Here is a 21,770-nt window from a genome sequence, read left to right on the forward strand (position 1 = left end):
TTTATTTTTGCAGCAGCTATGCAGCTTTAAGTTCTGCCTCAATCGCAAGCTTCCCACCCAATATCCATATTGTAATGAAAGCGATGAAGGATTCATATGAGAGGATCTTTTGATTTTGCGTTTACATTTTTTCGATTTACATAAAAAAGGGACCCTTATGGGCCCCCTCTGACTATAGCTTTGAAGCGTAAGGCAGCTTCACTCTCTCAAACCGTCCAAATATAAAAGGCAGCAAGTACACCAGCACCACCGTCATAACAAAATATACGGCGGTCAGCACGATTTTATTAGCCGTTAGCATTTGCAGCAGCGGTACCTTGCGGAACAGCATGCTGACTGCAAAAAACGCGAACGGATGGTATAAATATACCGTAAGGCTATAATTCGAATATTGATCAATCACCTGCTTGATCCCTGGAATCCGATATAGTCCCTTATAAATCGGCGTGCCGAAGATCAGAAGTCCGAACATTCCGAAACAGAAAAACAAAAAGATCAGCTTCGGCGGAAATTTATTGTACTGCATATCATACGGGTATATCCCCGTTTGGAACAGAAAGTACATAGCTGCGAAGGAAAGGAGCGCCAAAGCGAGAATGACCCATTTCGCATACGCTTTTTCCACGATAATCCGGTAGTAGAAGCCGATATAAACCCAAAACAGGTAAAAGGCTAAAAACTTAACGTACTCATAAACTCCGATCAAGGTGTAGTGAAAATCGCTCCAATAGACGACTCCTGCAAGAAAAACCGCCGGCAGCACTCTCACAAACCCTTTCGCCCTCTGAAAAATACTGTACGCCAATGGCGTAAAAAGCACCACGATCAAATAAACCGGAACAAACCAAATGTGCCAAGCGATATAAGCGACATTCGACGGATGCCCTCCAAACGGGTCCAGCCAGTGGCGGATGACCTCAAGCTGCGTGTACCCTTCCAAGAAGGTACCCTGCCTTTCCGCCATCACGAAAATCAGCAGCAAACATACGATGCTGTACACGAAATAAGGAATGAGAATCCGTCCGTACCTCGTGTAATAGAAAGAAAGCAGCGATTTCGGCCTGCTGTAGGTTTGGCTCGCCCCCGTAATAAAAAAGATAATCGCCATCTCGAACAATAAAAATGACTTTAGCGTCGTCTCGAACGGGTTGTACCAAAACAGCACATGAATAACGCCGACAATGTAAAGCATGATGAGTCCGCGGTATATGTCCAATCCGCGGTCGCGTTCCGCCATCGAAAAACCCCTTTCTCCTTGTTTATAAAATATATCCGATCTCGCGTTCGGCCCGCCGAAAGTCAGCCCCCGCGTTACACCTCTATGCCCATGCAAAGGTTCTCCTTTGCCATTAAGAAAATATGCCATATAAAAGACAGCCTGTCAAAAAAAGAAGCCCCCCAATGTGGGAGGCTCCCAAAAACAAACGGCGAATCGTGTTATCCGGTTATCCCATCCTGCGGCACCACTGCGTCATGCAGCTCCCGCTCCAGCTCAGCCATATAGGCCTCGGAAGTCGCCTCATCCCAGCCCAAAGCATCCTTCATGCACTTGTGCACCTGATCTTTATACTGCCTCACTTGATCTATCTGAAAATACAACGCTCCCGTACGGCGAATCCAGAAATCAACCGGCTTCACCGTCATCTCCTCTTCTATAGAATAGAGAAGCATCGAATAAAGCTCCAGAGGCAAACCAACCTGCTCTGCTCTCATTGAACCCGCCGAATTCGCTGTTTTCAACACCTTGGAGCTGTTGGAGCCGTACATTTGCGCCAAACGCCGAACCGCGCTATTCTCCAAACCTGCTGTCCCGGCACCTTCTACCTGCTGCACATACTTGGAAAAGCCCGCTCCCCCGCCGACATCACCGCCCGAAATCGGCAGCGTTCGGGTTCGGCAGGGCAGATAAACCGTCCCCAGCTCCTGACGCAGCTGCTCCGAGACTTTATCCACTACCAGCTCCGCCATCTTGCGATAGCCTGTGAGCTTTCCTCCGGCAATCGTAAGAAGCCCCGAAGCGGACTGCCAAATTTCATCCTTTCGGGAAATTTCCGACGGGTCCTTGCCTTCCTCATAAATAAGCGGCCGGACGCCTGCCCAGCTCGATTCAATGTCCACTTCCGTGAGCCGCACACTTGGAAACATATCGTTTACGGCCTTAATCAAATACTGCCGGTCCTGTGCCGACATCTTCGGATGAGCCGTATCCCCGTCGTAAAAGGTGTCTGTCGTCCCGACATAAGCCTTACCGCCGCGCGGAATGGCGAACACCATCCTTTTATCCGGCGTATCAAAATAGATTGCCTGCTTCAGCGGAAAGCGGCTTTGGTCGATCACGATATGAACACCTTTCGTTAGCCGGAGCTGCTTTCCCTGCTTGGAACGATCAAGCTCCCGAAGCGAATCAACCCAAGGGCCGGCGGCATTCACCACCTTCTTCGCAAACACCTCCGCCTGACGCCCGGACAGTTGATCTACAATGCGGGCTCCCGCCACCCTGCCTTCGTGGTACAGCAGCTGCTCCACCTTCGCATAATTCATCGCCGTTGCGCCGAGCTCGACCGCCTTTTTCAGCACCTCAATCGTCAGCCTGGCGTCATCCGTGCGGTATTCTACGTAGTAGCCGCCGCCCTTGAGACCTTCCTGCTGAAGCAGCGGCTCCTTGCGCAGCGTCTCTTCGCGGCGGAGCATCGTTCGCCGTTCACTCCGCTTTACACCTGCTAAATAATCGTAAAGCAGCAAACCCGCCGCGGTCGAAAACGTCCCGAACGTACCGTTTTTATATATCGGCAGCAGCATCCACTCCGGCGTTGTGACATGCGGACCGTTTTCGTATACAATGGCTCGTTCTTTTCCGACCTCGGCAACCATCTTCACCTCGAGGTTTTTCAGGTAGCGAAGCCCGCCGTGTACGAGCTTGGTGGAACGGCTTGACGTCCCCGCAGCAAAATCCTGCATATCGACCAGCACAACCTTCATCCCCCGGCTGGCCGCGTCGAGCGCGATTCCGCTGCCGGTAATCCCCCCGCCGACGACAAGCAAATCAACCTGGCTTCCGTCCAAGCTGTGGAATAGATCTGTTCTTTTTACACTGGAAAATGATTTCGTCTCCATAGTTTCACTCATTGATGCTTTCCTCCCATCGTCCGAACCCTGAATAAAATTTTTTCTTTTTTTGGGAACAAAAAAACACACCAAACACATCCCTAGTGAACTAAGGATCGTAATGGTGTGGTCTCTTCGTCTCCGTCACATGAGTATTTACTTACCTTTTACCCTACTATGAATGCGGTGCATTGTCAACGGCGGACCGGTACTCTAACTGCGATAATCGGATACCGGCCAGGGAAAGCGCAGACTGCGCCATAACGGTCACTGCTTCCAAAGCGCTGGCTTACTTGTGGAAACCGCAATTGCTCCGGCATTGAACAGCAGCTCGCAATCCTGTTTGCTTTCAATGAAGCCGCCGAGAATGATGTCCAATCCCGTTTCCTCTTTTATCACCCGGATTTGCGGATGGGAGTAGCTCGGTAAAATTTCAATATAATCCGGTTTGACATGCTTTGCCGTATTGATAATCGTCTGGGTAGAGTGGGAGTCGATCAAAAATCCGCGCTGAATGGCGGCGAGGCCGTATTTTTTGGCATTGAGCAGACTGGACGAACGTGTGCTGATGACGCCGTCGATCTTAATCACCTTGGACAAAAAATGAATCGAGGCCTCATCTTCTTTGATTCCCTTGACCATGTCCAGATGCAAAAATATTTTTTTGCCTGCTCTTTTCACCGACTCGACAACCCCCTGAAGCTGAATCAGCTCCCCCTCCAGCAGGAAAATGATGTTTTCCTGCGACTGCAGCGCAGATTCCAGCTCTTTTAAGCTCCGTACTCCGGGGATGATCGTTTGCGCCTTTATCATTCATCCTCATCCTTTTCCCATTGCATCGTCCGCTTAACGGCTTTTTTCCACCCCTTGTACAGCTTATCGCGGGTTGCCTGCTCCATCTTCGGTTCAAACAACGTGAGCTCCGCCGTTCTGCTGCCAAGCTCCGCCTTATCCCAGAAGCCGACGCTGATCCCGGCCATATAAGCGGCGCCAAGCGCCGTCGTTTCCGTCACATGCGGACGCTGCACCTCTACGCCGAGCAGATCGGCTTGAAATTGCATCAGCAGCCGATTCGCCGTAGCTCCTCCATCCACACGCAGCGCCTGCAGCTTCAGGCCCGAGTCCTGCTCCATTGCGCCGATTACGTCTTTCGTTTGATATGCTAAAGAATGCAGCGTCGCTTGGATTAGATGCTCCTTGCTCGTACCACGGGTAAGGCCGAATATCGCGCCGCGCGCGTACATATCCCAATACGGCGCCCCCAGCCCTGCAAAGGCCGGAACCACATACACTCCGTCCGTATCCTCTACTTTCGAAGCATAAAATTCCGAATCTCCCGCCGAATCGATCAGCTTGAGCCCGTCCCGAAGCCATTGAATGGCGGCTCCCGCAATAAAGATGCTGCCCTCGAGAGCATATTCGACTCGCCCGTCCATTCCCCACGCAATGGTGGTCAGCAGTCCCGATTTGGATTGGACGGCTTTCGTCCCTGTATTCATCAGCAAAAAACAGCCGGTACCGTATGTATTTTTCACCATGCCGGACGCAAAGCACCTTTGCCCGAAGAGGGCCGCATGCTGATCACCCGCAACGCCCGCAATAGGGATCCCCGCTCCGCCGAACGTTTGCGGATCCGTCACCCCAAAGGCTCCGACTGAGGGCCGGACCATTGGCAGCATCGCTTCGGGGATGTCCAGCTCCTGAAGCAGCTTTTCGTCCCAGCATAGCTCATGAATATTGTAGAGCATCGTACGGGAAGCGTTCGAATAATCCGTGACATGCATTTTTCCACGTGTTAAGTTCCAGATGAGCCACGTATCGATCGTACCGAACAGCAGCTCACCGCGCTGCGCCCTTTCTCTTGCCCCCTCGACATGGTCGAGGATCCACTTCACCTTCGTTCCCGAAAAGTAAGCGTCTACAACAAGGCCCGTCGTTTCCCGAATATACGGCTCAAGCCCCTTCGCCTTCAGCTCATCGCAAATCCCGGCGGTACGCCGATCCTGCCATACGATCGCCGGATGAATCGGCTTTCCCGTTTGTTTATCCCATACAACGGCCGTTTCCCGCTGGTTGGTAATGCCAAGGGCCGCAATTTCCTGCGGTCTTACGCCCGTTCGCTCCAGCACCTCGCGTGCAACCCCGCTCTGCGTCCCCCATATTTCCATCGCATCATGCTCCACCCAGCCGGGCTGCGGATACAGTTGCGTAAATTCCTTTTGCGCGGTGCCGACGATCTTCCCTCCATGATCGAATAAGATCGCCCGCGAGCTCGTCGTTCCTTGATCCAAAGCAAGCACATAGCTTTTTTCCATCCCATCAACCTCCATAGCTTTTATCTATTCGTATGAATGAACCATGAGACTTTAGAAAAGCTTACTCAATTTACAGAAAAAAGGGAAGCGGTCCCCAGGTCGTCTCGATTTCTTTTATAATAGCTTATATTTGAGACTCATTCTTTAAATGAAATTTTTATTTACAAATTCCAAATATATCCTTAATACAGCGATAACATTTTCCGCCTAAGCTTGTCCCAAGAAAACATTTTTTCCTATGGGAGTGAGAGTTTTGGAAAAGAGAATGGATCGCCGCACCTTTTTGTCTTACCTTGGAACTGGAGCCGCCGCATTAGCCGCAGCATCCTCCGGTCTTGGCGTGCTTGAGGGCAAAGCCTCCGCAATGTCGCCTTCCGCCGACCACATGTTTGGCTTTAAAACCAATAAAGTAAGCGGATACTTCCAACCGATCTCGCCCTCGAAAGAAGACAAGCTCGTACTTCCGGAAGGCTACCGCTATGACGTCGTTGCAGCCTTTGATGATGTAATTAACCAAGCCGGTGAAAAGTTCGGTCAAGGAGCAGACTACAATGCTTTCTTCCCGATTGACGGCTCGAGTACCCGCGGCCTGCTTGTAACCAACCATGAATATACAAATATTTTTGCCTTGGGGCCGATTGCTGACAGCGGCAAGACCAAGGAGCAGAAAGACAAGGATCTATATTATCAAGGCATGTCGGTGACCGAGGTGTTCCAGGATCAGGACGGCGTTTGGAAGCTCGACACGACTTCTAAATATGCGCGACGCATCACCGGCTTCTCAACCTTTGAAATTACCGGTCCGGCTAGAGGAATTCCTGCTCTTCAAAACGCAACGACGGCGCAAGGGACCTTTGCGAATTGCTCCGGCGGCGTTACATTCTGGAACACGGTGCTGTCCTGTGAGGAAAACTTCAGCGACACCGCAGAGGAGAACAATCTTCCTCTGACGCATTATGGCTGGGTCATCGAAGTGGATCCTTTCGACGGCAGCTACCTCAAGAAGCACACCGCTCTGGGACGCTTCAATCACGAAAATACCGCAATGGGTTTGACCGCTGATAAGCGCGTCGTCGTATATATGGGTGACGACAAGAAGGACGCTTGCGTGTATAAATTTGTTTCCAAGGGCAAGTACGATCCGGCTAAAGGCCGCGGCAACTCCGCCCTGCTCGAGGAAGGTACGCTTTATGTTGCCAACTTTAAAAAGGGCGAATGGGTTCCAGTAACCTTTGAAGCGCTCTCCAAAGCGCTCGCAAACGAAAAGTTTAAAGCGCCAAGCGGTGTAAAAAGCACTCGTGACGAGCTGCTGGCCAAGTTCAAGAGTCAAGGCGATGTTGTGACCAACTGCCACGAGGCTGCGCTCATCTTAGGCGGAACACCGACAGACCGTCCGGAGGATATCGAAATTTCTCCTTTTGACAACACCGTGTTTATCTGCCACACGAACAATGATGCGCATGGCAATATTCATGGCCATATTACTCGGATTTTTGAAAATGACAACGACCTCGGCTCGTCCGGCTTTGACTTTGAAATTTTTGCGGCAGGCGGCCGCCAATCCGGGTTCTCCTCGCCGGACAACCTGGCCTTCGACTCCAACGGTAATCTGTGGGTCGTAACCGATATTTCCACGTCGAGCCATAACAAGGGTGTATACAAATCATTCATGAACAACGGCCTGTTCGTCATTCCGACCACAGGACCGAGCATGGGTGAAGCCCAACAGTTTGCATCCGGACCAAAAGACGCAGAATTAACCGGCCCGTTCTTCACGCCGGATGAGCGCACCTTGTTCCTGTCCGTCCAGCACCCTGGCGAAATGACTGAGGATCTGAACAACCCGACAAGCACATGGCCGCATCGTCCGGGCGACAAAAAGGCCCGCTGCGGCGTCGTCGCGATTAGCGGCTTCAAATTCGGTTAAATTCACAGCACGATGCGGCCCTGCTTTCCTCGGAGGCGGGGCCGCGTTTAAAAAAGGAGTAGACATAGTATGCCATTCGGTAATATCGGAATCCCGGGTCTTCTCTTAATCTTGGTCATTGCCCTCATTATTTTTGGTCCGTCGAAGCTTCCCGAGCTGGGCCGGGCATTCGGCCGCACCCTCAGCGAATTTAAATCCGCAACCCGCGGACTGATCGATGGAGATAAAAACGAGAGCAAGCCCGAAGGCCAGCTCTCTACGGAAAAGAAATAAAGTTACTTCAAGAATAAATCGAGTATTGCTTCAACCACGCATTTCTTGTTGCGTGGTTTTTTCCTATTCTGCTGCTGCCTTCTAAAGCTATAGTTCAAGCAGGCATCAAAATTTTTATGCTCGATGTTAACGAAACCGTTTTCGGTTGGTATGTTCATTCGAAAGCTAATGTGTGCGAAGAAACAAGATAGGCTCGGGACCAAGCTATTACTTGCAGCACAAAATCCTCCCTTATGTACGCTGGCTCTGGCTTTGCTGAAAAAATCCAAAGCGCCGGGTCCATGCCGCACGTTGTCCCGGCTCCAGCTGTAAATCGATAAACAGCTCGGGTGAAACCACATGAGCCGCCCCCCACAAGGCAATCGTTGAGACAGGGGAATGACACTGCTCCCACACGCCGATTTGTTCAGGCAAATAGAGCAGCTCCCAGCGTACAGGCTCCTGGCCTTGTCCCTGTCCCGCTTCCTGTTCCGGCTGCTGCAACCGTTTGAATTGACAATAAAACGGTTGTTCAGGGGAGCTTTTCCACCGAATCTCCTCCGGGCCAACCTCAAGAACACGTGGGCTGTACGCTTCCTCCATCTGCTTCAGTTCCATAGGAACATTAAACTTCAAGCGGTAATCCGGTCCGATAGGCTGGTGGTTGATGCTTAAGAAGTTGTGGACATACTCCGATGTCGCGATCGCTTTGCTCCCTACGTTCTCCAGCTCGTAATCCACGATAATCTGGGACTGCTCCAGGGAAATCCGCTTGCTCATTCGAACGGCGTATCCCCGGCATTCCATAGGATGGACCACGTATTGAACGTAGTCCTCGCCCTGATCACAGTCCATCTCAAACGGTCGTATTTCGTAAGCTCTGCTGAAATCGTAAGGACTCTCATCCGGCTTCGTTAATAATCCGACGCCGATTTTGGGGAATAATTCGCCGATTTGCGCCTCCTCGTACCCAATCGCCGCAAAAAGGCCGAATTCGTTGCACAGACCGGCTCCCCCGGACCAAATCCGGTCCGGGTCGGTCTTTTCAAAGGTACAAAAGGTGTGAAAGCCGTCAGCGTGTTTTAGCCGAACTTGGGTAATGAACCCCGTTTTATCGAAACGTGCACCTTGGTAGCTGGTAATGTCCGCGATGTCCAAACCAAGAAACGCGTTCTCCAAGGTTCGGATCACGACAATATCACCTCAATGTGGTGTACTTCATCCCCGGCCAAAGCAAGCAGCTTCTCCCGGGAAATACTGCGTTTCGACTGACCCGCTTCCCCGGTGATTTCCTCGCCATTTAAAAATACCGATCCGATCCGGTATTCCCCGTACTCCTTAGCCGCTGGATTTCGGTACGTAATCTTCAGCAGCTTGCCTGCAAACAGCGTCGTGACTGCGGACTGCTGCTTTTCGTCAAACTGGCTCCTTACGAGCTTCGGTTCAAGCAGCAAATCTCCCAAAGAGCCCTTAACGCCGTACACCTCTGTCAGCTGGGTCAGCAGCAGCCAGCTAGCCGAGCCGGTAAGGTATGGGTACATGCCCCTGCCTTTTTCATTGATATACTCCGGTATGCCCGGGTACATTCTGCTTCGTTCAAAGTCGGTGCTGAGCTCATAAATCGAGGACAGCACCTCATGTCCTTCCTTAACGAAGCCCTGCTTATACAAGGCATTTGCATACATGACCGTCATGTGGCTGAACATTGCACCGTTCTCTTTATGCCCGAAAGCAAACCCGAACGCGCGGCCGAGATTTTGTTGGATTCCGCCGAAGTTCGAATTCAACCGGTAGCCGATACGCGGGTCCCTCAAGTAGCGGTTCACGGACGCTACGATCTTTTCGACCTGTTCCCGCGTTGCCACTCCGCCCATCACCGTAAACACTTGACCGGTTAAGGTCATTCGGACGCCGTTCGGATGATCCCCTTCCACGCGCTCCCCGCTGTTATTGTAATAGCCGTTGAACCATTCGTAGCCTTCGCCGCTGCGAATCCATTCGTGTTTCCGCAAATGCTCCGCGACCCAATCGGCCTTTCGCTGCAAATCGCGGCTCACGTCTTCAACCGGCAGCAATACCTTGCGTCCGCTTACCGATCGAATGCAAGCTTCGTAATATTTCTCCAGCAGCGCACGCTTATCACTTACTGAATCGTAATCGGAAGCCGTACGCAGTGTATCCAATAAAATCACGATTTCTTCCGCCAGCTCGATTTGGTTTACGCCGAGACTCTCCTGTACATTTCGCAGCAACTCCGCTAACTGCCTCATATTATTGCCATAAAATGCAGTGAAGGCAACACTCTCGCCGCGGTCGGGAGCTAGATCCAGACCGTCATTCCAGTCGGCCCCTTCAAGCTTCATATTGTTGTGTTCCCCGACATGGAAGAAGGGCACTAGGTTTTGCAGAAGCAAATGCTCGAGAATCGTCCCCTCGTAAATTCGTCCGTCTGCCGTCTTCAGCGCTTGGCCGTCCTCCGGTTTCCAGGTTAGGTCCTTCTCTTTGCAGCGCTTGGCATGTGAATCCTTAAAATACGTCTGCTTCTCAAGCAGAAGCTCCACATCTCCGCTTTGATGCAAGTACAGCATCGTCGTTAAGAACGGCCAAGCCCCATGGTCCATCCATACACGCGGGATGTTGTTCCGGTCGGCCACGAATTCGCCCGGCTTCGCCCCGATGATCGTGGCATTGCTGCCGTCAATGCGAACACCGGCAAAATTGTTAAGCAGCAGATGTCTCACCTCGGCAGGCTCCATAAAAAGCAAAGCAAGACAATCCTGCCACAGGTCTCGCCAGCCACGCCCTCCGCGTCCGTAATCATGATAAGGCAGGAACGAATTTCCGTATAAACGGCGGAATATCGGCTGAATGGTCACCCATTTCATCCATTGGTCATGCTGTCGATTCCCGGATTGAAATTGCAGGCTGCTCAGCTTATCGCTCCAAATTCGTTTGTTTTCCTCCAGCAGCTCGTCAAAACGACCCGCGGCAAGATACTGCTCTGTAACTCTTTCTTCTTCCAGACGATCATCCGATATGATCATCGCGATAGTATAAGCTGCCGACTCGCCCGGCTTTAGCGATACGGGCTCGAACCGCAGCGCCCCTACCGCCTCGTACCCTTCCAGCTCTACCCCCGCGGAAGTAAGCTCCCCTTCATTCGCAACAACCGCTTGCGGCCAGTCAAAGCTTCCGCCTTCACCGATATAATCCTCGGCAATCGGAATAAAGCCAATCGGCGGCCGGCCCTCCCCTGCAGCACCGAGCACGCTATAGGTCACGTGATTCACCCGGTGACCGCGCTCGTCAAACGATAATGCAGGCTGCACCTCCATACCATAGGTGCTCGTATATATGCGATGCAGCAGCGAGGTCACATGCCTGTGGTCGCGAAGCTCATCGGCGGAACGTCCGTATAACGGAATCGCCGCAGTAGGAGTAAGCGTCAGCATTTGCTTCCCCGTATTCGTTACCGTCACCTTCATAAGCTCAACTTTATCGCTTGTCATCGGCACAAAGCTTACGATCTCCGCCTGAATTCCGATGGAAGGGTTTACCCTCGTGATTTTATGCCATAGAAAACCGGCATCCAAGGTCACCTGCTCCGTATCGCCTTGGAAGCGCTCAGCCGTTTGCTTCGCAGAGTTCCCGCTGCAGGCCCATGCTCCCTTGCCCTCGATATGAAGCCAAAAATTGCGTGAGGATCGGGAATTGTGCAGATCTTCAATCGATACCGGCGGCATAAAAAACGTATAATGACCCGATGTCGAGCTTCCGTGCAAAGTCGGGGTGATCGCCGACATCATCCCTGCTTCATTCGTTAGCGGAAAATACAAATAGCTTGTTTCGTGCGGCTGCTCCATCGTAAAATCAGCATTCTCTCCAACGAATGTCCAGCCTTGCTTTTTCTTTATCTGCTGCATTTCGTTCATCCTTTCTTCCCGATCCGATCAAACGGATTGTACTAGCTTCACATCAATCCTGTTTACTTCATGATTCCGTACCGCCTTCGCAATGGCTGAAGGAAGCGTATCGCCCTGGATCAGCTCTGCCCCGCCTTTTCGGAAGTGCACAGACATTTCTTTGATTAAAGCAGCTTTCTCACCATAGGTCGGAGCCCGTTCCGGGTTGTAATATGTCACTTGGCAGCTTCCCAAGAAGGTCGCCCGAATGTGATTCGCCGAATCAAACAGAAACGAAGGCAGCGCAGGTCGGAACCGCAGCAGCAGCTCCCCCTTTTCCCATTGAAAAGGCGCCGGTCCCCACATCATCCAATTCCACATCGATAAGAATTCCGCCGTCGAGCCGCTAAGTCTGGCGACAAACCCTGTGCCATGTAAGCTCTCGTCCGGATTCGCACTGCTTGCGATGAACGAGCTATTTTCCAATATGCTGCGTCCATACACCTGCGGGTCGAAGAACGGAACCATCGCCCGCTGCATTTCCTCAAAAAATGGCTCGTACAAGCCGGCTTTTAACAGCTCCAGTAAATATTTATAGGCCATATGTAAGAAGACGGACTCATTTTCCAGCCAACCGGGGGTAAAAGCACGGGCTCTGCCGATCTCGTTCGGCTGTCCGGCCAAGGAGGCATTGACCTTATACATCTTTAATTTGGCGTCGTATATTCCGGTCTGCTTTAGCCCTTCGTACAGCTGCCGCTTCTCATCCCGCGTCGGCAATATTTTCATAGCCCGGGTCGGCCCCTCCAAAAAATAAGGCAGATCTACCCTGCGGAACTCCAGCGCGCGCACAAGCTGCTGTCCCTTTTCATTCCTTTTGGGCAGCCCCTGCTCGTCGGTCAACACCTCATGTTTTGTTACCTCATAATAGAAGTACGTAGGGAAAACGCCGTTGCCCAGCTCTAGCGCCCGCTCCACGCCCTGGTCAACTTTCCGCATAAACGCTTGTAAGCATTCATGAACATACGCACGGCCAAGGTCCCGCAGCGCACCTTCAAAGCCGTATGCTGTTCGTTCCCGGTACGCTTCTCTTGCCGTCGACATCGCATCCCTTATTACCTTCTTATTGCCTGATCCTTTATCAGCGGGCTGTTCGCCGGCTCCGGTATTTCCAGTTCCGCTATTTCCGCTCCCGCCGCCGCAGGCTGCCGATGTTAGTGCCAGTGCTGTTAAAACAGACAAAACTGCTGTTTTCTTCATAACTCTGATACCCCCATATGTACCATTTTAACGAAAACTTTCGCTTTATCCATTTTGAAATAGCGAAACCGTTTTCTTTGGTTTTTATTATGATACAGAATTTACCTTTTGTAAATACCTTCCTAAAAAAATTGTGCAATCCGTTTATTTTCAACAATTATCAAGCATCTGTCGGGGATTTCATTTCGAATTGACAGCAGCGCCCCTAAGAAGATATGATAGATTTAACAACGAAACTTTCGCGAAACACATGGATTTCCTACTAAACTATGAAAACAATTTTTCGTTACTATGCGAAATGGACAGGTTTTTATTAAAACGAGGTGTCACTTATGTCTGTAAATATTAAAACTGTGGCGAAGCTAGCGGGCGTTTCCGTTTCGACCGTCTCAAAAATTATTAATAATTACTCTGAGATCTCGGAAGAAACCCGTCAAAAGGTGCTGGACATTATGGCGGAAACCGGATATATCCCCAGCAACTCGGCCAAAACGTTGGCAACGAAGAAATCCAATCTGATCGGGGTTATTTTCGCAGGAAAGCTGAATATCGACTTCACCCACCCTTTCTTTGTGGAGGTACTCAATGCCTTTAAGAAGCAGATGGGGATTCTGGGCTACGATTTACTGTTCTTCTCAAACGAAAAGTTCCACCCTGTCGGAGAGGATTATTTAGCGAGATGCCGACATTTTCAGGTTGACGGCTGTATTGTCATTTCCGGACAAGAGCTCGAGAGCACCATACAAGAGCTTGATCAAAGCCCGATCCCATGTATTGGAGTCGACCTCAGAATGACGGGCAAAAACTCCGGCTATATCATGTCCGATAACGAAAAAATTTCGACGAAGGTCATTGAGCATTTCTATCTTCAAGGCTATCGGGATATCGGCTTTATTGGCAGTACGACCCATTCTGAGATTTCTTCCTTGCGTGAACAAGGGCTCATTAAGTCTCTCCAGGATTGGGGGCTTCCGGTGAATCCTGACTGGTTTGTGCACGGGGAGGATTTCTACGAGGAAAGCGGCTACCGGGCGATGAAGCAAATGATGAAGAACGGCCCCCTGCCGCGGGCGGTTTTTGCCGGCTCCGACCTGCTCGCCATCGGGGCGATTCGTGCGCTGCATGAAAGTGACATCCGGGTGCCCGAGGATGTGGCCATCATCGGCTGCGATAATATTGACGCCGCGAAATATACCACTCCTCCTTTAACGACGGTGAAGCAGGACAAGGAAAAAATCGGAAAACTAGCCGCGTTGATGCTCTACGATTTAATCAGTAATCAAATGAACATGAGCTCCGTATTCGTCGAACCGGAGCTGGTCATTCGAAAGTCGTGCGGCGCGAAATAGCGCGCAATAAATAAGGAGTGCCCGACGGTTGGGCACTCCTTTTTATACATATTTTTATCCATCTTCCCCTGTAATCCGGTCTAGATGGTGCGCTACAACACTCACGAGCCATTCCCTTTCGACCCGCTCAGGGAATGAAATATGATGAAGAACCAATCCATCCACGAGCGCATGGAGCCGTTTCGCCTCCAGCTCAATCTGCAGCTCTTCCGCTTTCCCTTTACGGGCGGCGAGAAGCTCAATCATCCGGCGGAAACCTGCATGAAGCTCGTCATGAGCCTTGGCGGAAAGTTCGCGAGCGATAGGATCAAACATCGCTCTGCCCGCAAATGCAAGCCATACCTCCGCTTCCAATCTGCGCTCTTCGTCAAGCGGCATAATTTCCCCGATGACCTGTTCCAGATCACGGCGCAGGTCTCCGCTGAATTGAATATTTTGAATTCTCTCTGCGACACGTTCGGAAATAAGCCGCATCGCGAATGCGACTAATTCATCCTGCGAATCAAAATAATGGCGCAAAGCTCCAAGCGATAAGCCGGCTTCGTCCGCTACCCTGCGCACCGTGACCCCCGGCAGGCCTTCCTGTCTTATCACTCGCCAAGCAGCTTCGGCGATTTCTACTTTCCTTTTTGAATGATCAACGATTTTTGGCATACATCCATTATATCAGGCCGGTTTGTTATTTAAAACAATTGTGCTATAATAACAACGGTCTTTAAATAATACAGACGTATTAATAAGGAGTGGAGCAGCAATGATTACGGCTTTTATCATCGGATGTGAAATTGCCTTTTGGTTATTTGTCCTTGGCGGTTTGACCCTTCGCTATATCGTTAAAAAGGAACGAGCCAGCGCTATTGTGCTGCTCTGCACCCCTCTGATAGACGTCATTCTTTTAGTCGTAATCGTGATTCACTTGCGGAATGGAGCGGAGGCCACATTCGCCCATGCTCTAGCCGCCGTGTACATCGGTGCATCCATCGGATTTGGACACCGCATGATCCGCTGGGCGGACACTCGTTTCGCTCACCGATTCGCCGGCGGCCCTGCACCTGTACGCTTAACCGGCAAGGAGCATGCTCATCATGAGCGAACCGGATGGTTCCTTCATTTATTGTCCTGGGCCATCGGATGCTCCATTCTTTACGGCATGGTCTGGCTGGTGAACGATCCAAGCCGGACCGAGGTTCTGTCACAAACGCTGAGGCTCTGGTCCCTTATTCTTGGAATCGACTTCCTGATCAGCTTCAGCTATACGCTTTGGCCGCGCGAGACGAAGGCAAGAACGTAGTTTGGTTTTGCAGCCTTCCGAACGCACGAAAAGCAAATCATTCTGCGTTTGCTTTGCACAGTACAGCAAGTTTTACGCCACCGTTTACCGGTGGCCTTTTTTTGAATCAAGAATAAACATAGAAGCATCGTGTCCCATGAATATTTTACTTCCCGTATAAAAGGTTTTGAATCGAATATCCCTATACCCTATTTTAGTCATCATATCGGTTAGCTCTTCTGGATGAAATCCGTTATGAACAATATCGGAGACTATATTTTCATTTTTTTATTAAAATCTACGATCAGTAGATGTCCCCCTTCACAGAGAACATCAAATAATCTTGTTAAAACGAGTTCAACCTCATCAATATGGAGCAGCACCTGAGCCATAAAAATATAATCAGCCTGTAAATCGGACAAGCTTTCCTTTTCAAAATCGAAGCATATGGTATTTGCATTTTGAATATTTAAATCCGTTATTTTTTGCTGGATTTGATTAATCATGTTTTGTGACGTATCCAGAAAAAGGATGGAATGAAAATCGTTTATCAAGTTCATACCGACAAGACCAGTTCCGCACCCAAAATCAATCGCTTTTTTACTTTTAGCGTCAACTAAATAATTTCGGATGGCATCGGATGATACCCTTGCGATTTGGATTCTTTCAGGAGTGTCATATACATTAGCTATCATTTCAAATTTATGAGTGTTTCCCACTATTATCCCTCCTATTAGCCTGCGGAGTCCGCTTAAAACTTAGACTTGGTATCCTTTTATGCTTACTTTCATCGAGCTGAAAACATTTACTCCTATCGAGCTCTCTTTGCTACAATAGAACATAACAAGGAGGGGAACTACCATGATCGTAAGGAATTTTCTCGATGCTGAAATGAAAACAGGCAGCAGCCATAAAGGTATAGGGAACGTGCACAGTGTGAAGCTTTACGATGACAGCGATTTCGATACACCGCTTAAGTTTCTGTACTATATGGCGCTTCCTCCCGGCACTTCTATCGGTTATCATCAGCATGGGAATAACGAAGAAGTATATGTAATTCTTGAGGGAACAGGCCAGATGACAGTAAACGATGCTCCGCGAGATGTGAAGCCAGGGGATGTGTTGTTGAATAAACCGGGGTGGAGTCACGGACTGGTAAATACAAGTGAGGCTGAACTTCGCATCCTTGTTTATGAAGCGGATTTACATTCTACAAAAAAGGACTAGGAAGTAATCGTCGGTATTCTCGAAGACTTCCTAGTCACCTAAGCTTGTGTATATTGTGCCCATTATCGGGTTCATTTTCAATGATGATTGCTAACTCCCATACGCTTCACAACCGCTGCCGCATCGCCTCAAACAACAGCACCGTCGACGCCATCGCCACATTCAGCGATTCCGCGCGTCCCTTCATCGGGATAATGACCGATTCGGTAGCTGCTTCCCGCATCGCCGCAGATACGCCGCGCGCTTCGTTGCCAAGCACGATCCATGTCGGCCCACAAAAATCGGCCTCATAGATCGTCTTCGTCGCCTCAAGCTCCGTTACGACAATCTGCACGCCGCGTTCTTTCGCCGCGTCCACAGCCTCCTCCAGACGGCAGGCGATTACCGGCAGGTGGAACAGCGACCCCATCGCGGAGCGCACCGTCTTCGGATTGTACGCGTCCACCGTGCCTTCGCCCAGCAGCACCGCGCTCGCTCCCGCCGCATCGGCGGAACGGATGATCGTGCCCAGGTTGCCGGGGTCCTGCACCCCGTCGGACACGACGATCAGTGCATCCTCGCGGCCGAGAACGGCGCCGAGCTCCACCTCCTGCGGCTTGCGTACGATGGCAAGCACCGGCTGCGGATGCTCCGTATCGGAGCACTTGGCAAGCACGGCGTCCGACACGGACACCAGCTCGCCGCCAGCCTCCTCATACGCTGCAACCTCCTCCGCTATCTCCTGCGGGATGTCGGTATACTGCCGCACCAAAATCGACTCTACCTCAGCCCCGGACACAAGCGCTTCCCGCACAAGGTGAACGCCTTCCGCAACAAATAACCCCGATTGGTCGCGGCCTTTTTTCGTTAATAAAGCAGACCATTTTTTTACCCGCTCATTTTGCGGGGATACAATTTCCTTCATCCTCTACTCCGTATGCGCCATTTCGAATTTTCGCAAATCTTCATTCCGTCCGACCACGACCAGCACGTCGCCGTCTTTGATCCGATCCTCCGCATGCGGAGCGATGTTCATCACGTTATTGCTTTTAATTGCCATGACGTTGCACATATATTTTGCCCGGATGTCCATTTCACGCAGGTTACTGCCAAGCATCGCACCCGTCGCACGAATTTCCACAATGCTGTATTCCGGAGAAAGCTCAATATAATCCAAAATATTGGGGGATATTAAATGATGAGCAACGCGCAGTCCCATATCCCGCTCCGGGAAAACGACTTTATCCGCGCCGATCCGGTTAAGCACCTTTCCATGAAGATCACTTTGCGCCTTAACGATAAGCATCGGCACGCCAAGCTCCTTCAAAATCAGCGTCGTTAGGATACTCGCTTGAATATCTTGACCGATGGCTACAACCACTACGTCAAAATTTCGCAGGCCCAGTGCTCTAAGCGCATCCTCGTCCGTACTATCTGCTGTTACGGCATGCGTAACCTTGTCCGAAATCTCTTGAATCCGGTGCTCATCGGAATCGATCGCCAATACCTCAAAGCCCATGCCATATAAGGATTGTGCAATACTCGAGCCAAAACGCCCCATCCCGATTACCGCATATTGTTTTCTAACCATGCAACCGCGTCCTCTCTATAAGGCTTTGCCGAAAATAACGGATTTATCCTGTATTATAGCATATTCGGATGCACATATTAGAAAGAGCATTTCCCCAAAACATGACCAGCGGAGGTTGTTTATGATCACATTAAACTTGCGGCAGGCGATTTATCAGCGTGTTCAAGACAAATCCGATCAGGAATTGTTAGAGGTTATTCAGGATTCCGTCGATCAGGATGAGCGCACGCTTCCGGGATTGGGCGTTTTATTCGAGATCATCTGGAAAAACAGCGATGCAGAGCTTCAGCAGGAGCTGACCTCCATCTTAAAAACGAATCTCCCGCATGTCGAACTGGCTCAAGCAAAACCGGCCGCAAAGGCAGCACCAAAAAGACCGAGCCCCATCAAATAGTAGTTCCAAAAGTAGAATACTAACAACAGCCGTATGTTCTCATTGTCAAGAGCGCAATCAATAATAAAAACGAACCCCGTCAAAGGAGTTCGTTTTTTTGATTCACGGTGGAGAAATTACATACTTGCCTTTGAAAAAGCGTCCCCCAAAAGCTCCGGCGCCTTCGTTGTCATGGTATACACAGCTCCGCGATCTGAACTGAAATGAAACGCATGCATGGCCTCGAGCACATGAAGCGCTAGCGCCCCGCTGGCACGGTGTTTCGAGCCATCCTGAAGCGACCTTGCCATATCCCAAACGCCCAGTCCCCTCGAATTTTCCGTAAAAGGCCGTTCCACAGCAATTTCCGTCCACTCCGTTTGCCCCTTTTTACGCAGCAGAACAGGACCCCCGAACGTATTCGGGTCCGGAACCGATAAGCTTCCTTCCGAACCGTAAATTTCGATTCGCGGCAGCTGCGCCCCTCCGGGAATATCAAAGGACGTAATGATTGTCCCGACCGCCCCTCCCTCAAAACGCAGCAAACCGGTCACATGCGTAGGTACGTCCACTTGAATCTTTTGTCCCCGCTTCGGTTCGCTTGTAATGGTTCGCTCTGGAAACGACACCCGGGTCATGCCGCTTACCTCTGCAATCGGGCCAATCAAAGCAATTAAAGCCGTTAAATAATACGGCCCCATATCGAACATCGGTCCGCCGCCTGCTTGATAATAAAATTCCGGCGCAGGATGCCAATGCTCATGCCCGCGCGACATCATGAAAGCGACGCAGGAAAGCGGCTCGCCGATTTCCCCCGCTTCGATTAATGCTTTGCAGGTCTGAATACCTCCGCCCAAAAATGTATCGGGCGCCGAGCCGACCAACAGCCTTCTACGCTCCGCCGTCTCCATAATCCTCTTGCCATCCTCAAGAGAAACTGCCAGAGGCTTTTCTACATATACATGCTTTCCGGCTTCCAAAGCCTGCAGACAAACGTCGGCATGAGCCGCAGGGATCGTTAAATTGACAACAATCTGAACCTCTGGATCGGCCAGCAGCTCTTCCACGCTGCAAGCCTTCGGGATCCCATATTCCACTGCGCGGCTGCGCGCCTTTTCCACATCCAAGTCCGCGCAGGCCGTTACTTCGATCCCCGGCAGAGAGGTTAAATTTTTGCAGTAAATCGCGCTAATGTTTCCGCAGCCGATAATGCCGATCTTCACGTGTTTCGCTTCCGCCGCCTGTTTCATCCGATCCATCCCCCGTTAATTACTGTCGCCCATTCCGGTATAGGAGCCCGCTGTCATCCCTTGACGTCCCCTCTGCCCCGCCAATGCCTTTCCTTCTGCCGCCCAGCCAAAGCCGCGACGCATCATCAGCGTTACTTCAGGGATGGCAATAATATCCGCTTGATGTCCCAGCGAGCAGTAAAACACCCTGCCCTCGCCCCAGCGCTTCGTCCATACAACCGGCATATCCACCGCTTTATTGGATGCATGCGGCCCATCGACAACCGGGAAGCGCGTCGTAGCCAGCACCTCAACGGCGGGGTCGACATGCAAATAATACTGCTCGCTTATCACTGAAAAATCCTTAATACCGTCCAATAACGTGCTGGAGCTCTGCTTTATATTCACGGTGTATTCCACGCCATCGTTGCCCGGATGCGCCACCCAATTGCCGCCGGTCATAAATTGCCAGTCGACATTGCTGCGGAAGGCATCGCACATTCCGCCATGGCAGCCGGCAATCCCGACACCGGACTGCACCGCTTCCAGTACATTTTGCACCAGCTGCTTTTCGATTTGTCCCATTGTCCAATTTGGAACAATCAAATCAAGTGCCATCAGCTTTTCCTTATCGGCAAACGCTTCCAGAGAGTCCGAAACCTCAACTTCAAACCCGTCCTGCTCGAGCATTGCCCGGAACAGCTCCGATACCTCCTGCGGCTGATGTCCAAGCCAACCGCCCCATACGATCAACGCTTTTTTCATCGCGAAAGCCCTCCTCTATTTTTGATCCATCTAACTCAGCAGCACCCGTCTGCTATTGATCCATCTCGTTCAGCGCTACCCATCTGCGCTGCTCCACCGACCGCTCAACGGCTTCCAGCACCGCCTGGCATTTTACGCCATCCGCGAAATTCGGCACCGGCTGCCGGTCCTCGCGAATCGCCTGCATCAATTCGTGCACCTCATGGATAAACGTGTGCTCGTAGCCAATCGTATGCCCCGGCGGCCACCAAGCCTCGGCATACGCATGCGCCGGGTCTGTCGCCAGCACGCGGCGGAAGCCCTGCACATCCAGAGCATCGTCGGTAAAATACACCTGCAGCTCGTTCATCCGCTCGAAATCAAACTTTACACTGCCTTTGCTGCCGTTAATTTCAAAGGAATTCGTGCAGCGATGCCCCGCTGCAAACCGTGTCGCCTCAAAGCTCCCAAGCGCACCTCCGGCAAACCGCGCCATAAACAACGTGGCATCATCCACCGTCACCTGCCCCATCGGCCCGCCTTCGCTGCCCTGCGCGCTTAACCCTGTCATCGATGAAGGCAAAGGTCTCTCCTTAATGAACGTCTCGCTCATCCCGATAACCTCTTCCATATCTCCCACAAGGAAATGCGCCAGATCAATCAGATGCGCTCCCAAGTCGCCATGTGAGCCTGAACCGGCAACCTCCTTCTGCAATCTCCACACCAGCGGGAAGGAAGGATCGACGATCCAATCCTGAAGGAACCACGCGCGAAAATGATAGATCGTCCCGAGTCGCCCTTCCTCAACCAGCCTCTTGGCAAGCTGCACTGCAGGAGCGAACCGGTAGTTGAAGCCGACCATATGCTTCACCCCGGCAGACTCCGCCGCCCGCAGCATTTCCCGAGAGTCCTCAAGCGTGAGCGCAAGCGGCTTCTCGCAGAACAAATGCTTTCCGGCCGCCGCCGCAGCGAGAGCGATTTCCTTATGTGCGTCGCTCGGCGCGTTAATGTCCACCAAGTCGATATCCTCGCGCTGCACCAGCTCGCGCCAATCCGTCACGGCATGCTGCCAGCCGAACTGCTGTGCGGCCCGCTGCACGCCCTGCTCATTCCGGCCGCAGATCGCCTGCATGACCGGCCGCGGCGCATCCGGGAAAAACATCGGCAAATCCAAATACGCATGACTGTGCGCCTTCCCCATAAACTTGTAGCCAATCATGCCTACACGTACCTTCTCCATTCGAATT

At 51.3% G+C, this 21,770-nt stretch carries 20 protein-coding genes; 6 read left to right on the forward strand and 14 right to left on the reverse strand.

Annotated elements, in window-relative coordinates; all coding sequences use genetic code 11:
* Positions 1-172 precede the first annotated feature (172 nt).
* The 4 genes from GQS10_RS07575 to glpK form a co-directional block, all read right to left on the reverse strand.
* Positions 173-1,237, reverse strand: coding sequence for an acyltransferase family protein (locus GQS10_RS07575; protein ID WP_166240667.1), 1,065 nt, complete (start codon positions 1,235-1,237; stop codon positions 173-175).
* Between the two features lie 200 nt (positions 1,238-1,437).
* A complete protein-coding gene (locus GQS10_RS07580) occupies positions 1,438-3,114 on the reverse strand; it encodes a glycerol-3-phosphate dehydrogenase/oxidase (protein ID WP_166240773.1) in 1,677 nt (558 codons plus the stop codon).
* Positions 3,115-3,372: 258 nt separating this feature from the next.
* Positions 3,373-3,918, reverse strand: coding sequence for a glycerol-3-phosphate responsive antiterminator (locus GQS10_RS07585; protein ID WP_166240669.1), 546 nt, complete (start codon positions 3,916-3,918; stop codon positions 3,373-3,375).
* Positions 3,915-5,420: a glycerol kinase GlpK gene (gene glpK, locus GQS10_RS07590; protein WP_166240671.1), complete on the reverse strand. Its 1,506-nt coding sequence runs from the start codon at positions 5,418-5,420 to the stop codon at positions 3,915-3,917. Before glpK ends, GQS10_RS07585 begins: the two co-directional genes overlap by 4 nt.
* A 265-nt stretch (positions 5,421-5,685) precedes the next feature.
* Here glpK and GQS10_RS07595 point away from each other — a divergent pair, with 265 nt between their 5' ends.
* Complete coding sequence (locus GQS10_RS07595; RefSeq protein ID WP_166240775.1) at positions 5,686-7,347, forward strand: PhoX family protein; 1,662 nt, start codon at positions 5,686-5,688, stop codon at positions 7,345-7,347.
* Between the two features lie 69 nt (positions 7,348-7,416).
* On the forward strand, positions 7,417-7,620 hold the full coding sequence (tatA, locus tag GQS10_RS07600) for a twin-arginine translocase TatA/TatE family subunit (RefSeq protein ID WP_166240673.1): 204 nt from the start codon (positions 7,417-7,419) through the stop codon (positions 7,618-7,620).
* A 231-nt stretch (positions 7,621-7,851) separates the two neighbouring features.
* Here tatA and GQS10_RS07605 read toward each other — a convergent pair whose 3' ends face one another.
* Genes GQS10_RS07605 through GQS10_RS07615 form a run of 3 tightly spaced genes read right to left on the reverse strand, consistent with a single transcriptional unit; the run spans position 7,852 to position 12,761 of the window.
* Positions 7,852-8,790: a hypothetical protein gene (locus GQS10_RS07605; RefSeq protein ID WP_166240675.1), complete on the reverse strand. Its 939-nt coding sequence runs from the start codon at positions 8,788-8,790 to the stop codon at positions 7,852-7,854.
* Positions 8,787-11,522, reverse strand: coding sequence for a GH36-type glycosyl hydrolase domain-containing protein (locus GQS10_RS07610; protein WP_207952178.1), 2,736 nt, complete (start codon positions 11,520-11,522; stop codon positions 8,787-8,789). Before GQS10_RS07610 ends, GQS10_RS07605 begins: the two co-directional genes overlap by 4 nt.
* A gap of 27 nt (positions 11,523-11,549) precedes the next feature.
* Positions 11,550-12,761: a hypothetical protein gene (locus GQS10_RS07615; RefSeq protein ID WP_166240676.1), complete on the reverse strand. Its 1,212-nt coding sequence runs from the start codon at positions 12,759-12,761 to the stop codon at positions 11,550-11,552.
* Positions 12,762-13,093: 332 nt separating this feature from the next.
* On the opposite strand from GQS10_RS07615, the gene GQS10_RS07620 reads away from it, so the two are divergent.
* Positions 13,094-14,110, forward strand: a complete 1,017-nt coding sequence (locus tag GQS10_RS07620; protein ID WP_166240678.1) for a LacI family DNA-binding transcriptional regulator — start codon at positions 13,094-13,096, stop codon at positions 14,108-14,110.
* Positions 14,111-14,164: 54 nt separating this feature from the next.
* On the opposite strand, the gene GQS10_RS07625 is transcribed toward GQS10_RS07620, so the two are convergent.
* A complete protein-coding gene (locus GQS10_RS07625) occupies positions 14,165-14,764 on the reverse strand; it encodes a TetR/AcrR family transcriptional regulator (protein ID WP_166240680.1) in 600 nt (199 codons plus the stop codon).
* 100 nt (positions 14,765-14,864) lie between these two features.
* Here GQS10_RS07625 and GQS10_RS07630 point away from each other — a divergent pair, with 100 nt between their 5' ends.
* Positions 14,865-15,401 (forward strand): hypothetical protein, encoded by a 537-nt coding sequence (locus GQS10_RS07630; RefSeq protein ID WP_166240682.1) that lies wholly within the window; start codon positions 14,865-14,867, stop codon positions 15,399-15,401.
* A 251-nt stretch (positions 15,402-15,652) separates the two neighbouring features.
* Here GQS10_RS07630 and GQS10_RS07635 read toward each other — a convergent pair whose 3' ends face one another.
* Positions 15,653-16,099 (reverse strand): class I SAM-dependent methyltransferase, encoded by a 447-nt coding sequence (locus GQS10_RS07635; protein ID WP_341805024.1) that lies wholly within the window; start codon positions 16,097-16,099, stop codon positions 15,653-15,655.
* Positions 16,100-16,241: 142 nt separating this feature from the next.
* Here GQS10_RS07635 and GQS10_RS07640 point away from each other — a divergent pair, with 142 nt between their 5' ends.
* On the forward strand, positions 16,242-16,607 hold the full coding sequence (locus GQS10_RS07640; RefSeq protein WP_166240684.1) for a cupin domain-containing protein: 366 nt from the start codon (positions 16,242-16,244) through the stop codon (positions 16,605-16,607).
* A gap of 106 nt (positions 16,608-16,713) precedes the next feature.
* Here the strand turns inward: GQS10_RS07640 and GQS10_RS07645 are convergent, their stop codons facing one another.
* Together GQS10_RS07645 and GQS10_RS07650 are read right to left on the reverse strand one after the other, a co-directional pair.
* Positions 16,714-17,511 carry a TrmH family RNA methyltransferase gene (locus GQS10_RS07645; RefSeq protein ID WP_166240686.1) on the reverse strand — a complete coding sequence of 266 codons (798 nt, stop codon included), beginning with the start codon at positions 17,509-17,511 and terminating at the stop codon, positions 16,714-16,716.
* A gap of 3 nt (positions 17,512-17,514) precedes the next feature.
* Positions 17,515-18,177 (reverse strand): potassium channel family protein, encoded by a 663-nt coding sequence (locus GQS10_RS07650; RefSeq protein WP_166240688.1) that lies wholly within the window; start codon positions 18,175-18,177, stop codon positions 17,515-17,517.
* 121 nt (positions 18,178-18,298) lie between these two features.
* Here GQS10_RS07650 and sspI point away from each other — a divergent pair, with 121 nt between their 5' ends.
* Positions 18,299-18,571 carry a small acid-soluble spore protein SspI gene (gene sspI / locus GQS10_RS07655; RefSeq protein WP_207952179.1) on the forward strand — a complete coding sequence of 91 codons (273 nt, stop codon included), beginning with the start codon at positions 18,299-18,301 and terminating at the stop codon, positions 18,569-18,571.
* Positions 18,572-18,687: 116 nt separating this feature from the next.
* On the opposite strand, the gene GQS10_RS07660 is transcribed toward sspI, so the two are convergent.
* From GQS10_RS07660 to GQS10_RS07670, 3 genes are read right to left on the reverse strand one after another with little or no spacing between them, the layout of a single operon-like run.
* On the reverse strand, positions 18,688-19,800 hold the full coding sequence (locus GQS10_RS07660) for a Gfo/Idh/MocA family protein (protein WP_166240690.1): 1,113 nt from the start codon (positions 19,798-19,800) through the stop codon (positions 18,688-18,690).
* A 15-nt stretch (positions 19,801-19,815) separates the two neighbouring features.
* On the reverse strand, positions 19,816-20,544 hold the full coding sequence (locus tag GQS10_RS07665) for a ThuA domain-containing protein (protein ID WP_166240692.1): 729 nt from the start codon (positions 20,542-20,544) through the stop codon (positions 19,816-19,818).
* Positions 20,545-20,596: 52 nt separating this feature from the next.
* A complete protein-coding gene (locus tag GQS10_RS07670; RefSeq protein ID WP_166240694.1) occupies positions 20,597-21,763 on the reverse strand; it encodes a Gfo/Idh/MocA family protein in 1,167 nt (388 codons plus the stop codon).
* Between the last annotated feature and the right edge of the window lie 7 nt (positions 21,764-21,770).

The organism is Paenibacillus turpanensis (assembly GCF_011421635.1).
Lineage (GTDB): Bacteria > Bacillota > Bacilli > Paenibacillales > YIM-B00363 > Paenibacillus_AK > Paenibacillus_AK turpanensis.

Bases quoted from the DNA above. Each gene is read 5' to 3' on its own strand.
- GQS10_RS07575 (WP_166240667.1), bottom strand. From the start codon at position 1,237: ATGGCGGAACGCGACCGCGGATTGGACATATACCGCGGACTCATCATG.
- GQS10_RS07580 (WP_166240773.1), bottom strand. From the start codon at position 3,114: ATGGAGACGAAATCATTTTCCAGTGTAAAAAGAACAGATCTATTCCAC.
- GQS10_RS07585 (WP_166240669.1), bottom strand. From the start codon at position 3,918: ATGATAAAGGCGCAAACGATCATCCCCGGAGTACGGAGCTTAAAAGAG.
- glpK (WP_166240671.1), bottom strand. From the start codon at position 5,420: ATGGAAAAAAGCTATGTGCTTGCTTTGGATCAAGGAACGACGAGCTCG.
- GQS10_RS07595 (WP_166240775.1), top strand. From the start codon at position 5,686: ATGGATCGCCGCACCTTTTTGTCTTACCTTGGAACTGGAGCCGCCGCA.
- tatA (WP_166240673.1), top strand. From the start codon at position 7,417: ATGCCATTCGGTAATATCGGAATCCCGGGTCTTCTCTTAATCTTGGTC.
- GQS10_RS07610 (WP_207952178.1), bottom strand. From the start codon at position 11,522: ATGCAGCAGATAAAGAAAAAGCAAGGCTGGACATTCGTTGGAGAGAAT.
- GQS10_RS07615 (WP_166240676.1), bottom strand. From the start codon at position 12,761: ATGAAGAAAACAGCAGTTTTGTCTGTTTTAACAGCACTGGCACTAACA.
- GQS10_RS07620 (WP_166240678.1), top strand. From the start codon at position 13,094: ATGTCTGTAAATATTAAAACTGTGGCGAAGCTAGCGGGCGTTTCCGTT.
- GQS10_RS07625 (WP_166240680.1), bottom strand. From the start codon at position 14,764: ATGCCAAAAATCGTTGATCATTCAAAAAGGAAAGTAGAAATCGCCGAA.
- GQS10_RS07630 (WP_166240682.1), top strand. From the start codon at position 14,865: ATGATTACGGCTTTTATCATCGGATGTGAAATTGCCTTTTGGTTATTT.
- GQS10_RS07640 (WP_166240684.1), top strand. From the start codon at position 16,242: ATGATCGTAAGGAATTTTCTCGATGCTGAAATGAAAACAGGCAGCAGC.
- GQS10_RS07645 (WP_166240686.1), bottom strand. From the start codon at position 17,511: ATGAAGGAAATTGTATCCCCGCAAAATGAGCGGGTAAAAAAATGGTCT.
- GQS10_RS07650 (WP_166240688.1), bottom strand. From the start codon at position 18,177: ATGGTTAGAAAACAATATGCGGTAATCGGGATGGGGCGTTTTGGCTCG.
- sspI (WP_207952179.1), top strand. From the start codon at position 18,299: ATGATCACATTAAACTTGCGGCAGGCGATTTATCAGCGTGTTCAAGAC.
- GQS10_RS07660 (WP_166240690.1), bottom strand. From the start codon at position 19,800: ATGAAACAGGCGGCGGAAGCGAAACACGTGAAGATCGGCATTATCGGC.
- GQS10_RS07665 (WP_166240692.1), bottom strand. From the start codon at position 20,544: ATGAAAAAAGCGTTGATCGTATGGGGCGGTTGGCTTGGACATCAGCCG.
- GQS10_RS07670 (WP_166240694.1), bottom strand. From the start codon at position 21,763: ATGGAGAAGGTACGTGTAGGCATGATTGGCTACAAGTTTATGGGGAAG.